This window comes from Shewanella hanedai, assembly GCF_007197645.1.
In the GTDB taxonomy this organism is placed as follows: domain Bacteria; phylum Pseudomonadota; class Gammaproteobacteria; order Enterobacterales; family Shewanellaceae; genus Shewanella; species Shewanella hanedai.
Map to the genome: position 1 here is coordinate 1 of NZ_VKGK01000006.1, position 13,652 is coordinate 13,652.

14 protein-coding genes are annotated in these 13,652 nt (G+C 42.2%); 6 read left to right on the forward strand and 8 right to left on the reverse strand.

Annotation, left to right across the window (positions count from 1 at the left end; translation table 11 throughout):
* Positions 1–163 precede the first annotated feature (163 nt).
* Together trxB and ald are read right to left on the reverse strand one after the other, a co-directional pair.
* Positions 164–1,120, reverse strand: coding sequence for a thioredoxin-disulfide reductase (gene trxB / locus FN961_RS06590; protein ID WP_143563769.1), 957 nt, complete (start codon positions 1,118–1,120; stop codon positions 164–166).
* A 145-nt stretch (positions 1,121–1,265) separates the two neighbouring features.
* Complete coding sequence (gene ald, locus FN961_RS06595; protein ID WP_143563770.1) at positions 1,266–2,381, reverse strand: alanine dehydrogenase; 1,116 nt, start codon at positions 2,379–2,381, stop codon at positions 1,266–1,268.
* A 179-nt stretch (positions 2,382–2,560) separates the two neighbouring features.
* Between ald and lrp the strand changes: the two genes are divergently transcribed.
* The 6 genes from lrp (at position 2,561) to serS (ending at position 9,547) form a co-directional block, all read left to right on the forward strand.
* Positions 2,561–3,064, forward strand: coding sequence for a leucine-responsive transcriptional regulator Lrp (lrp, locus tag FN961_RS06600; protein ID WP_143563771.1), 504 nt, complete (start codon positions 2,561–2,563; stop codon positions 3,062–3,064).
* A gap of 189 nt (positions 3,065–3,253) precedes the next feature.
* Positions 3,254–5,800: a DNA translocase FtsK gene (locus tag FN961_RS06605; protein WP_143563772.1), complete on the forward strand. Its 2,547-nt coding sequence runs from the start codon at positions 3,254–3,256 to the stop codon at positions 5,798–5,800.
* A 107-nt stretch (positions 5,801–5,907) separates the two neighbouring features.
* Positions 5,908–6,534 carry an outer membrane lipoprotein periplasmic chaperone LolA gene (gene lolA / locus FN961_RS06610; RefSeq protein WP_143563773.1) on the forward strand — a complete coding sequence of 209 codons (627 nt, stop codon included), beginning with the start codon at positions 5,908–5,910 and terminating at the stop codon, positions 6,532–6,534.
* 9 nt (positions 6,535–6,543) lie between these two features.
* Complete coding sequence (locus FN961_RS06615) at positions 6,544–7,875, forward strand: replication-associated recombination protein A (RefSeq protein WP_143563774.1); 1,332 nt, start codon at positions 6,544–6,546, stop codon at positions 7,873–7,875.
* Complete coding sequence (gene crcB / locus FN961_RS06620; protein WP_143563775.1) at positions 7,868–8,242, forward strand: fluoride efflux transporter CrcB; 375 nt, start codon at positions 7,868–7,870, stop codon at positions 8,240–8,242. Before FN961_RS06615 ends, crcB begins: the two co-directional genes overlap by 8 nt.
* Before the next feature lie 18 nt (positions 8,243–8,260).
* Positions 8,261–9,547 (forward strand): serine--tRNA ligase, encoded by a 1,287-nt coding sequence (serS, locus tag FN961_RS06625; protein WP_143563776.1) that lies wholly within the window; start codon positions 8,261–8,263, stop codon positions 9,545–9,547.
* 580 nt (positions 9,548–10,127) lie between these two features.
* On the opposite strand, the gene FN961_RS06630 is transcribed toward serS, so the two are convergent.
* The 6 genes from FN961_RS06630 to punR all read right to left on the reverse strand — a co-directional run bounded on the left by FN961_RS06630 (position 10,128) and on the right by punR (position 13,565).
* Positions 10,128–10,475, reverse strand: coding sequence for a TusE/DsrC/DsvC family sulfur relay protein (locus tag FN961_RS06630; RefSeq protein ID WP_143563777.1), 348 nt, complete (start codon positions 10,473–10,475; stop codon positions 10,128–10,130).
* On the reverse strand, positions 10,472–10,753 hold the full coding sequence (gene tusB, locus FN961_RS06635; RefSeq protein ID WP_143563778.1) for a sulfurtransferase complex subunit TusB: 282 nt from the start codon (positions 10,751–10,753) through the stop codon (positions 10,472–10,474). Before tusB ends, FN961_RS06630 begins: the two co-directional genes overlap by 4 nt.
* A complete protein-coding gene (gene tusC, locus FN961_RS06640; RefSeq protein ID WP_143563779.1) occupies positions 10,753–11,109 on the reverse strand; it encodes a sulfurtransferase complex subunit TusC in 357 nt (118 codons plus the stop codon). Before tusC ends, tusB begins: the two co-directional genes overlap by 1 nt.
* Before the next feature lie 61 nt (positions 11,110–11,170).
* A complete protein-coding gene (tusD, locus tag FN961_RS06645) occupies positions 11,171–11,560 on the reverse strand; it encodes a sulfurtransferase complex subunit TusD (RefSeq protein ID WP_143563780.1) in 390 nt (129 codons plus the stop codon).
* Positions 11,561–11,705: 145 nt separating this feature from the next.
* The gene (locus FN961_RS06650) at positions 11,706–12,368 is read right to left on the reverse strand and encodes a Bax inhibitor-1/YccA family protein (RefSeq protein ID WP_143563781.1); all 663 of its coding nucleotides are present in this window, start codon (positions 12,366–12,368) and stop codon (positions 11,706–11,708) included.
* A 294-nt stretch (positions 12,369–12,662) separates the two neighbouring features.
* Positions 12,663–13,565 (reverse strand): DNA-binding transcriptional activator PunR, encoded by a 903-nt coding sequence (gene punR, locus FN961_RS06655; RefSeq protein WP_143563782.1) that lies wholly within the window; start codon positions 13,563–13,565, stop codon positions 12,663–12,665.
* Between the last annotated feature and the right edge of the window lie 87 nt (positions 13,566–13,652).

Below are 13,652 nucleotides of genomic sequence, written 5' to 3' on the forward strand. Positions count from 1 at the left end.
TGGCAGAAAGCCTAATTTTAGAGCCTCGACGAACGAGGTCATTTCCTAGGACGGTTAAACGAAGACCTCAGAGATACGCCAGGAATAAAAAATGCCAGTAAGCTTAACTTACCGGCATTAGACGTTATGTCTGCTTTTCATTGTCACCTGATCAAGCCATTAATTAGCTATTCTTAGCATCCAAATAACGTTCAGAATCAAGTGCTGCCATACAACCTGTACCTGCAGAGGTAATTGCTTGGCGATAATGTTGATCCATTACGTCACCCGCTGCAAATACACCTTCAATACTTGTTTGAGTTGCATTACCATCAAGGCCGCTTTGCACTTTGATGTAGCCATTGTTCATTTCAAGTTGGCCTTCAAACATCTGTGTGTTTGGTTTGTGACCAATGGCCACAAATACACCCATGACTTCAAGATCTTTAACTGCACCATCTTTAGTGCTCTTCATCTTAAGCCCGGTGACGCCCATTTGATCGCCAACCACTTCATCTAACGTATTGTCTAAATGAAGGGTGATGTTGCCATTTGCGACTTTATCCATCAAACGCTTAGTTAAGATTTTTTCACTGCGGAAAGAGTCTCTACGATGAATAAGATGAACTTCAGATGCGATATTACTTAAATAGAGTGCTTCTTCTACAGCTGTGTTACCACCGCCAATGACTGCTACTTTTTGATTGCGGTAGAAAAAACCATCACATGTTGCACAAGCAGAAACGCCTTTGCCTTTAAACTCTTCTTCTGAGTCAAGACCAAGGTACATAGCCGAAGCACCCGTAGAGATAATGAGTGCATCACAAGTAAACTCGCCATTGTCGCCTTGTAATTTAAAAGGGCGTGTCTGTAGGTCGACTTTATTTATGTGGTCAAAAATAATCTCAGTATCGAATTTCTCTGCATGTTTTTGCATGCGTTCCATTAGTGCAGGACCTGTCAGATCTTCAGCATCTCCTGGCCAGTTTTCAACTTCTGTTGTGGTAGTCAGTTGGCCACCTTGTTGAATGCCTGTGATCAAAACAGGTTTTAAGTTAGCGCGAGCAGCATATACGGCTGCTGTATAGCCTGCAGGGCCTGAACCCAAAATTAATAGTTCACAGTGTCTAGCTTGACTCATTATTATCTCCGTACCTTTAGCGAATTGCAGGAATTGTAGGGAATTTACGCCAGCGGGTAAAGATTTCTCTACGTATTCTTTTAGATTGTTCTAATCGAAAAAGGGAGCCTTAGGCTCCCTTTGATTTTGACTTAACTAAAACACGTTAGCCAAGTAGAATTTTAGGGTCAACAAACTCTAAGTCGAGTGCTTCAGCCACTTCACGGCATGTGATTTTACCGTGCATGACGTTTAGACCGTTAAGTAAGTGCTTATCTTTCAACAGCGCAGCTCGGTAGCCAAGATCTGCAAGTTTAATGATATAAGGTAGAGTTGCGTTGTTAAGTGCAAACGTTGAGGTGCGTGCAACAGCGCCAGGCATGTTTGCAACACAATAGTGAACAACGTCATCTACGATATAGGTAGGGTCTTGGTGGGTTGTAGCGTGTGATGTTTCAATACAACCACCTTGATCGATGGCAACATCAACGATAGCTGAACCCGGCTTCATACGTTTAATATGGTCTTTAGTGACTAACTTAGGCGCCGCGGCACCAGGAACCAGTACGCCGCCAATAACAAGGTCAGCTTCAAGCACATGCTTCTCGATGGCATCAGCTGTTGAGTAGATAGCCTTAACCTTGTTGTCGAACTGTGCGTTCAAACGACGAAGCGCATCGATGCTGCGATCTAGAATAACGACATCAGCACCTAGGCCTACAGCCATTTGTGCTGCGTTTGTTCCAACCATGCCACCACCGATGATGACGACTTTAGCTGGTTCAACACCTGGCACGCCACCAAGTAGCATTCCGCGGCCACCCATCGACTTCTCGAGTGCCATTGCACCGGCTTGAATTGACATGCGGCCAGCCACTTCTGACATTGGCGCTAAAAGTGGTAATGTACCACGGTCATCGGTGACTGTTTCGTATGCGATACAAACTGATCCACTTTTGATTAAGTCTTCAGTTTGAGGACGATCTGGCGCAAGGTGAAGATAGGTAAATAACAGTTGATCTTCACGTAACATCGCACGTTCAACTGCTTGTGGTTCTTTTACCTTAACAATCATTTCTGAGGAAGCAAAAACCTCTGCCGCCGTTGCTAAAATTGATGCGCCAACGTCAGTATAATCTTGATCTGTAAAACCTATTCCAGAGCCAGCATTTGTCTCTATAAAGACTTTATGCCCTTTGTTGGTTAATTCACGTACGCTAGATGGGACCATTCCAACGCGATACTCGTGGTTTTTGATTTCTTTAGGTACACCAATTATCATCTTCGAGCCTCAAATTGAATAAAAACCCATTTTATATGGGAAAAGTTGTTATTTTGTAGCCCCTAAACGTGATTAATTCAGGGAAATCTAGTATAGTATCAGTTCGGCAGTTTATGCTGCTGAACTTTCGACATACGTAGTGATAAATATTGTTTTAGTGATAAAGCAAGGTTAATAATATGGTTAATAATAAAAAGAGTCCAATAAAAGACTTAGATCGCATAGATCGAAACATACTTAATGAACTACAGATGGATGGTCGCATTTCCAATGTTGAGCTATCGAAACGCGTAGGGCTAAGTCCAACACCTTGCTTAGAGAGAGTTAAAAGACTCGAAAAGCAGGGGTATATTAACGGTTATACAGCATTAGTGAATCCCCATTTCTTGGGTGCATCATTGCTTGTATTCGTTGAAATTACGCTCAATCGTGATAGCTCGGAAGTGTTCGATAAGTTTAATCGTGCGGTACAGTTGCTAGACGACATTCAAGAGTGTCACCTAGTATCAGGCGATTTTGACTATCTATTGAAGACGCGCGTATCAGACATGTCTGCATACCGTCGTTTATTAAGTGAGACTTTACTTAGATTGCCATCAGTTTCGGACACACGTACCTACGTGGTGATGGAAGAGGTTAAGCAAACTAATAAAGTTGCAATAAATATTACTGCTGAATCTTAGGATTCTAATGTAATCAGATAAAAGGAGCCAACTATGGCTCCTTTTCTTATTCTGCTATATGACGATAAAATCATCGCTCACATTAAATTAGATTCATCTTATTACTTTTAGGTGTGTTTAACCGCTGCAAATTAACCATAATTTTGATATCTTACATATACCTGTCTTCATCTTTTTATGGGTTTTCATTTGTCCAAGGCAAACAGTGTTAAAACGTTAACCGGAGTGCAGCGTCTTCTGGAAGGCGGTCTCATTATATGTTGCATGTTAGCAACTTATGTACTCCTAGCCCTCAGTAGTTTTCATTCTTCAGATCCTGGATGGAGTCAATCTCATTTTGACGGGGAAATTCAAAACCTCACCGGGGCCGTTGGGGCCTGGTGTGCTGATGTTCTATTCTATTTTTTCGGCTATACCGCTTATCTGATCCCAATCATCATGGCATTGACTGGCTGGCTACTGTTTAAGAGAACACATAAGCTGCTTGAAATTGATTATTTTTCGGTTGGGCTAAGACTAATAGGTTTTCTTTTAATGGTCTTTAGCTTAGCAGCACTAGCCAGTATGAATGCGAATGATATCTATGAGTTTTCTGCCGGTGGCGTCTCCGGAGACATCATTCGTGATGCAATGTTACCTTATTTCAATAAGTTAGGAACAACCTTACTCTTGCTTTGTTTTGTAGGTGCAGGCTTTACACTGCTAACAGGTATTAGTTGGTTAACAATAGTCGATTTGACTGGTTTTTACTCGATACACCTCCTTAATATGCTAAAGGGGCTGCCAAGCAGATTTAAATCAAGATCTGATGAAACAGAAGACACCCGCGGCTTCATGTCTGTATTCGATAAATTTAAAGAGAAACGCAGTCAACAGAATCAATATGATGCTGATAATGAAGATAAATTAGACGTGCCAGTGAAACCGACTTCTTCGAGGTTTAGTATCTTAGATACGTCAAATCAAGAGCCTCAAGTCGACAAACGAGTTGAGATCAGAACAGAACCTCAGTTTAACCATGATACTGACAACGACCAGAACTCAGCGTCATCAGATGAGGTCGAGTTCGTTGCACACAATGATGTTGATGCAAATCAGGGTATCGAGATCGATTTTGAAAAGAAAGCATCGACAGGGGCTGTGACGGCTTCGCAACGTAAGGGTAAAGAAGAGGCTAAGATTGTTGATGGGATCGTCATACTGCCAGGCCAAAGTGTGGAAGAGTCTAAGAAACCAATCACACCGCTACCATGCATATCACTTTTAGACGTACCAAATAGACAAGATAATCCCATCAGTAGTGAAGAGCTTGATCAAGTGGCTGCGCTTGTAGAGGTTAAACTCGCCGACTTCAATATCATTGCGAAGGTCATGGGCGTTTTCCCTGGACCAGTTGTGACACGATTTGAGCTTGCATTAGCACCTGGTGTTAAAGCATCAAAAATTACAAGCCTTTCTAAAGATCTAGCACGGTCATTATTGGCTGAAAGTGTTCGAGTGGTTGAAGTTATCCCGGGTAAAGCCTATGTCGGTATTGAGTTGCCTAATAAGTTCCGTGAAACCGTCTTTATGCGTGATGTATTAGATAGTGATGAGTTTACGCAAAGCGAATCTCATTTAAGCATGGTGTTAGGTCAAGATATCGCGGGTAAGCCTGTGGTTGTCGATCTGGGTAAAATGCCACATCTATTGGTTGCAGGTACGACAGGTTCGGGTAAATCAGTGGGCGTAAACGTGATGATCACCAGCCTGTTGTATAAATCGGGCCCCGATGATGTTCGTTTTATCATGATAGATCCAAAGATGTTGGAGCTCTCGGTATACGAGGGTATTCCACATCTCTTGTGTGAAGTGGTTACCGACATGAAGGAAGCGGCAAATTCGCTTCGCTGGTGTGTTGGAGAGATGGAACGTCGTTATAAGTTAATGTCTAAGTTAGGTGTTCGAAACCTTAAAGGCTATAACGCCAAGATAAAAGAGGCAAAAGCTGCCGGTGAGCCCATTTTCGATCCTCTATGGAAGTCTTCTGACAGTATGGAGCCTGAAGCGCCAGAGTTAGAGAAACTACCATCGATCGTCGTTATTGTTGATGAGTTCGCCGATATGATGATGATTGTTGGCAAAAAGGTTGAGGAGCTCATTGCACGTATTGCTCAAAAGGCGCGTGCAGCAGGCATACATTTAATCCTCGCGACTCAACGACCTTCAGTTGATGTGATCACCGGTTTAATTAAGGCGAACATTCCAACACGAATGGCGTTCCAAGTATCAAGCCGAATAGACTCTCGCACCATCTTAGATCAACAAGGTGCTGAGGCGTTACTTGGTATGGGTGACATGTTGTATCTTCCCCCTGGAACGTCAGTGCCAAATCGAGTACATGGTGCCTTTATTGACGATCATGAAGTACACGCAGTCGTTGCCGATTGGCACCGACGCGGCAAGCCACAATACATCAGTGAAATTTTACAAGGTTCTACTGAAGGTGAGCAGATTTTATTACCTGGGGAAGCAAGTGAGTCAGAGGACGATACCGATACACTTTATGATGAAGCCGTTGCATTCGTCACCGAGACACGTCGTGGCTCTATCTCCAGTGTGCAACGTAAGTTTAAAATAGGCTATAACCGTGCAGCTCGCATCATTGAGCAGATGGAATCACAAGGTGTGGTTAGCTCCCAAGGACATAATGGTAATCGAGAAGTGCTCGCGCCACCGCCGCCGAAGATATATTAATTGTTCGCGAGTCCACAAATAATAAGATACCTAGCGTGTGTTGGGATCTGGGTAGAGGAGGGAGTTAACTCCTTCTCTATGATAAGCATTAGATGAAAGGAATTAAGATGAGAAAGACGTTATCAGCACTTGTGCTTACTTTGCCACTTTTAGCTTCGCATTATGCACTAGCGGATGAGTCATCAGCGCTAAAAGCTAAACTAACTGAAGTCGCGACACTTAAAGCCAAGTTTGAACAAACGGTTACCGATATAAATAATAAGCAGATCCAGAAAGGCAGTGGGATTTTCGCTTTAGCGTATCCCAATCAATTTTATTGGCACCTGACGGCTCCTGATGAATCACTTATCGTGGCTGACGGAAAAGACGTATGGATCTATAACCCTTTTGCTGAAGAGGTTTCTGTGATGGATCTGAATCAAGCCATTAATGCTTCTCCGATCGCATTATTAGTTCATAGAGATGAAGAGACCTGGTCTCAATATTCAGTGACGAGCAATAATGGCTGTTTCAGCATCAAACCTAAAAGTATTGACGCGGGGGTTGAGTCGGTTAAAGTTTGCTTCGATGACAAGACATTGATTGAAATGGTGCTGCAGGATCAGCAAGGTAATGTCAGCCAATTCTCACTTTCAGAGCAAACTGATATTGCTGACTCTGAGCTGTCCTTGTTTAAATTCACAGTGCCAGATGATGTTGATATCGATGATCAACGTCTACACCCACTTAATTAAGGGGCATTCGTGTCCAGTTTCAGTTTCGATTTTGCTCCAGACTTCAGACCCTTAGCCGCACGTATGCGGCCACAAGAGCTGTCTCAATATATAGGTCAATCTCACCTTTTAGGTGAAGATAAGCCTTTAAGAAAAGCACTAGAAGCCGGCCGAGCTCATTCAATGATGCTTTGGGGACCACCGGGAACTGGAAAAACCACCTTAGCAGAGCTAATCGCAACTTACGCGAATGCGCATGTTGAACGTATCTCTGCGGTGACATCGGGTGTGAAAGAGATCCGCACAGCCATTGAACATGCCAAGAATGTGGCTGAATCACGGGGACAGCGAACTTTACTGTTTGTCGACGAGGTTCACCGCTTCAATAAGAGTCAACAAGATGCTTTTTTGCCTTTTATTGAAGATGGAACCGTTATCTTTATCGGCGCAACGACTGAAAATCCTTCATTTGAGATCAATAACGCACTGCTTTCCAGAGCACGTGTTTATCTGATTAAAAGGCTGACTAACGACGAAATAGTATTGATCGTTAATCAGGCATTAGCTGACGTTGAACGTGGCTTAGGCAAACGAGAATTGACAATCTCGGAAACTGTGGCATTAAAATTAGCGAATGTGTGCGATGGCGACGCACGTAAAGCACTTAATTTAATTGAATTAATGAGTGACATGATTGCTGACGGTGGGAGTTTTACCGAGCAGATGATCATCGAAGTTGCTGGGCAACAATTAGCGGGTTTCGATAAAAATGGCGATCAATTCTACGATTTGATTTCCGCGGTTCATAAGTCTATCCGTGGCTCAGCCCCGGACGCAGCACTGTATTGGTTTTGTCGCATGCTAGAAGGTGGTTGTGACCCCCTTTATATCGCCCGAAGGTTATTGGCCATTGCATCGGAAGACATAGGCAACGCCGATCCTGTCGCGATGACGGTTGCGCTTAATGCGTGGGAATGTTTTCATCGAGTTGGTCCATCAGAAGGCGAGCGGGCCATCGCACAAGCGATCGTCTATCTTGCTAGCGCACCTAAAAGTAATGCTGTTTATACCGCTTTCAAAGCCGCCCGTAACTTAGCACGCGAAACTGGTCAAGCTGCAGTACCGGAACATTTAAGAAATGCACCCACTCAGTTAATGAAAGACATTGGGTACGGGGAAGGGTATCGATATGCCCATGATGAACCAAACTCCTATGCCAGTGGGGAATGTTATTTCCCTGAGAGCTTGGCGGGAAATCGTTTTTACTACCCAACAGAACATGGTTTTGAGAAACGTATAAAATCTAAATTAGAGCAATTATCGCAACTGGATAACGACAGTGAGGTAAAACGGTATGAATAATATTCTATTCGTGGCGCTTGGGGGATCGATTGGTGCAGTTTTTCGCTATCTGATCTCAATTTTCATGCTTCAGCTATTTGGCTCTGCATTTCCTTTTGGTACACTATTGGTCAATATCATTGGCTCGTTTGCGATGGGGGGGATTTACGCTTTAGGTCAGGTAAGTGAAGTCAGCCCAGAAATAAAGGCCTTAGTGGGTGTTGGTTTATTAGGTGCACTCACAACATTTTCAACTTTTTCCAATGAAACCTTGTTACTGATACAAAGTGGAGCTTGGTTAAAGGCATTTTTAAATATCGCTCTGAACCTATGCCTGTGTATATTCATGGTTTACCTGGGACAGCAGTTGGTTTTTTCTCGCATTTAACTATTAAGAATACAAAACATGTTAGATCCAAAATTTTTGCGTAATGAATTAGAAGCGACGGCAGAAAGCCTAGCTACCCGTGGTTTTATTCTGGACGTAGAACGTCTCAGTAAATTAGAGGAGAAGCGTAAGTCACTGCAGATGACGACCGAAGAGCTACAAGCTACACGTAATGCATTCTCTAAATCCATAGGACAAGCAAAAGCCAAAGGTGAAGATGTTGCACCAATCATGGCTCAAGTCGGTGATCTTGGCTCACAACTTGATGCGAAAAAAATTGAACTTGCACAGTTATTAGAAGAGTTAAACTCAATTGCTTTGAGTGTTCCTAATCTTCCTGATGCATCTGCACCGATCGGTAAAGATGAAAGCGAGAACGTAGAAGTTCGTCGTTGGGGAACAATCAAAGAGTTTACGTTTGAAGCAAAAGATCATGTTGAACTTGGCGAAAACTTGGGCGGATTAGATTTTAAATCTGCGGTAAAGATAACGGGTTCTCGATTCATCATCATGAAAGGTCAAGTTGCGCGCATGCACAGAGCATTAGCACAATTCATGCTTGATCTGCATACCACTGAACATGGTTACACAGAAACCTATGTGCCGCTATTGGTCAACGAAGATAGCTTAATGGGGACTGGTCAGTTACCAAAATTTGGTGAAGATCTTTTCCACACTAAGCCTGCGACAGAAGAGGGACAAGGCCTTAGCTTGATCCCAACAGCTGAAGTGCCACTGACTAACATTGCGCGTGATACCATTATTGATGAAGCTGATTTACCTGTTAAGTTAACGGCTCACACACCTTGTTTCAGAAGTGAAGCAGGTTCGTATGGTCGTGATACTCGCGGCCTTATTCGTCAACACCAGTTTGATAAAGTTGAACTGGTTCAACTTGTTAAGCCTGAAGATTCAATGGCGGCATTAGATCAGTTAACGGGTCATGCTGAGAAAGTGTTAGAAAAACTAGGTCTTCCATACCGCACCGTTATCCTGTGTACTGGTGATATGGGCTTTGGTTCAAGCAAAACATTTGATATCGAAGTGTGGTTACCAGCACAGAATACATACAGAGAAATCTCTTCATGCAGTAACATGCAAGATTTCCAAGCTCGTCGTATGCAAGCTCGATATAAAGCCAGTGATGCAAAGAAGCCCGCTTTACTGCACACACTCAACGGTTCTGGTCTTGCTGTCGGTCGTACTTTGGTAGCAGTGTTGGAAAACTATCAAAATGAAGATGGCACTATCACTGTACCTGAAGTACTTCGCCCTTACATGGGTGGCTTAGAGATAATTGGTTAATATCAATTTCTAGCCAAAAGAGATATGCTTAATTAAATCGACGATTAATAAATTAAATGATTAATAAAATTTAACGTCGTCGATTATTTAGAATAATAAATTTAGGGATTCATAATATGGATGCTGGTAGGCGCTATTTTCAGTGGCTTACCTATGTAGGTGTCATCTGTTTATTTGGCGTGATTATGTTTGCTACATTTGGTGAAGCTGCAATACTTATCTTTACGAATGTAATGAGATAGTAATAATCATTTATACGTCCAAAATATTCACTACATTTGGTGAAGCACAATAATATTGATGAAAGTCATGTGATAGACATAAAGCCTTAGCTACTAAAATAGTTGAGGTTTTTATTGGCTGTTTGTAAGAGGCGGAAAGATTGTCAGGTACTACTTTGTCTCGTCATCGTGGCGCTGCATCAGATTGTCTTATTACTTCACGATTTCTTACCATTGACTGTTTTAGGTCGTCTAATCATTATTCCGTATCGGTTATATTATTGAGCGACATTCTGTATATAAAAAGACCTAGCAGTTGCTAGGTCTTTTTATATATGCATAAGTATTAGCTGATCGAACTATAAGCATTTAGCTGGTTTTGGCAGGCCAGCTATTTTAGTTGCTTGTTTAGCTGGCCCAATAGGGAATAGCGTATAAAGGTATTTAGAGTTACCCTTATCGGCACCAAGCTTGATTCCTATGGCCTTTACTAACACTCTTATCGCTGGACTTGTTTTAAATTCAAGATAGAAGTCGCGCACGAAGTTGATGACCTCCCAGTGAGCAGGGCTCAATGCTATTTGCTCTTTTTGTGCAATAATCTCGGCAATATCAGTGTTCCAATCGGTTACATTCTTTAGGTAACCTTGATGATCTGTCTGGATCTGAATTTGATTATATTCAAAACTGTTTTCTGTGTATGTCACCAGCTGATCACCTTGTCATGATGTAATGTTTCTTGAACAAATTGCTCGTAGTTTATGAAGTTAAATTGACTAAGCCTTTCGGTAAGACCTCTAGCCTTAACGTCTTCCTCTAGTATGAATATTCGCCTTTGCGCTAATTCATGTTGCCATGTGTTCAGCAAAAGGGCATTAACGGCATTGCCTGAAAGTAACACGGTGTCTTGCTTATCGATATAACGAAGGCAAGTGGCTAATGCGTTATCTTGGGCTGGAGATGTTTGTATGTGATGTAAAATCATTAGAATACTAAAACCTCATCAGCATCTGCTAAATGTTGTGTGATCTCTGCTGGACTGACTTGAGTAAGTTTCATGGTCAGCTCTGCTTTATCTAACCCATATTCAAGTAACGATGTTTTACAGGCTAATACCGTATCGACATCATAAAGGGGGAGTGCGCCAAAGGTCGCTATAAAATCTTTTGCCCCAACAAGTTCAGGATGCTGCATTTTGACGAGATTAAGTACTCCTTCATCAACAAAGATTAACGATACCTCTTGCTCAAAACTTGCACTTAATAAGGCAAGATCTAATGCTTCTCTTCCATGGGGAGTACCGTGAGGAGCGCGGCGAAAAATAATGGTTAATTTTTTCATTTATAGCTTCTTCATACTTTACAGAACTAATGTCACTTAACGGATTCTAGGCGTAAATGAGTTAAAAACTCACTAATCTATCTGCTCTTTCAATACCTGTTACCAACTCGCCAAGCCCACCCATTTCAAAAGGCGATTGCATGTTCCAATGTTTTGCTTGGCACTCATCTGCTTCCATTTTAGATATGACGCCGCGCCTTAATGAAGCTGAAACACAATTGACGAGTTTAATCTGATATTGATGATTCAGTTCAATCCAGGCCTTGGTCAAATCAAATTCATCAGATGCAGGACTATTGAATGAACTGGTATTGAGTACTCCATCTTGATAGAAGAACACGAGCGAGATCTGATGTCCTTGCTCTAACGACGCCTTGGTAAATCGATAGGCTGTATAACTGGCTGAGCCAGTATTAGCTGCGCCATTAACTTGGATGATGAAGTTACTCATGAATAGGTACAGTCACTCAGGTTGATAAAAAGGCAAAAAAATAGCCCCGACTAAGGAGCTATTCTAACTGAAAACCACGATTTGAAAAAATTGTTATTTAAACTTTGATCAATCAGTATCGCGGCTAGTCATTTAGGAGCTACGATTAATCGTCACCGCCGCCAATACCCATTAGGTGCAACAGCGCCATAAATAGGTTTAGGAAATCTAAGTATAAAGAGATAGTCGCGCGAATGTAGTTGGTTTCACCACCATTCACAATACGGCTTGTGTCATACAAGATAAAGCCTGTCATTAACAGTGCGATACCCGCATTAAGCGCCATAAACATCATTCCATTACCCAAGAACATGTTTACAAGTAAGCCCACAACCATGATGACTAAACCAGCAATAAGAAAGCCTCTCATGAAAGAGAAATCTTTCTTAGTTGTGACAGCATAACCTGATAAAGCGACAAATATTACTGAGGTTAATCCAAGCGCCTGCATAATCAGCTGGGGACCATTTGCCATACCTGCATAATGGTTAAGAATGTAACCTAAAGACGCACCTTGCATACCGGTAAATGCAAATACCCAGAAAAGACCCGCAGCGCTCTCAGCTTTTCTTAATGTCACAAACAGGACCACTAAGCTACCTAAAGACATACCAATAGAGAGAAAAGGACCAATTTGTAATGCCATTGCTAAACCTGCACAAACGGCAGAGAAAGCTAATGTCATAGAAAGTAGCATGTACGTATTTTTAAGAAGCTTATTCACTTCCAGCGTTGAAGTGCCGGTTGAATACATTGTTTGTTGTGTCATATCGTTCTCCAGTGTCCCTTTATAGCAGATGTTCTAATCATATTACTTCGATTCACTTTACTCCAAAGAGTTCCGCAAATCGTTTTTCAGCTTAACTGCCGTAAACGTATAAGGTTAAGCTATTGAATCATACAGTAGCTTATGAGAGGGCGAAAGTCACAAGCGGGTAATTTATGTCATATTTTATGTCTATTTACCCCCAATATTAACTGAAGCTTAAATTTAGCCCTTGTAGGGTTATAATACTCACTTTATCAAGGAGAGGGTAGCCAGTGGCATTATGATGCACAAAAATTAATGAAACCAGTCATTATGGAGTTTGTCACTGTCGCCAAGGTATTCAAGCACCCATGACATGGCCGGAGACATGTTTGCTCCGTTCCAAGCAAGACAACAGGGGCTTGGGGCTTTTGGTCTTTCTAACTCTTTCGCTATCAAGGCACCAGAACGGATAAAAGATTCAGCGAAATGCATCGGTATATATCCTATGCCAAGCCCTTCTCTGAAACAGTTAATGGCCCTGATCCAATCAGGCACCACTAAACGACGTTGATTTTCCAGTAACCAGGTCATCCGTTTGGGGATCTCTCGGGAGGTATCTTCTAAACAAATAGAGGGGTATTGGCGCATTTCATCATCAGTTAACGGCCTGTTTATCTCTGCAAGTGCATGTTTCTTACTCACCACAAACGCCCACTCTATTTCGCCCATATCTCTGAAGAAATAATCGCCACCAACCGGAATCGCCGTTGTGGCACCAATAGCGATATCACTTCGGCCATTAGCAATGGATTCCCATACGCCATTAAAAACTTCAATTCGTATGATTAATTCCACATTGGTAAATTGGCGATAAAAGTCGGCAATAAGGACGCTTATTTTGTCTGCTCTAACAATATTGTCTAACGCGATGGACAAAGTAGGTTGCCAACCATTAGCAACTCGTTTTGTATCATCTTTCATTAAAGCGATATTGGTTAACAGCACTCTGGCATGTTTAACAAAATGCTCTCCAGCTGGTGTTAAACTCACACTGCGGTGGTGGCGTTCAAATAATGTGGCGCCAAGTTCCTCTTCGATCTGTTTTACAGCATAACTAACAGCCGATGGCACCTTGTGAAGTTTATTAGCAGCAGCAGTGAAACTCCCAACCCGTGCGACCATATCGATAAGTTGTAATGATTGTTCAGAAAGCATACCAGTAGCTCCTTGCTGTGAGATTTTTTGATGACACACATCAAAAATAAACGCTTCACAAGGATATAGCAAGTCTTTAGACTTCGC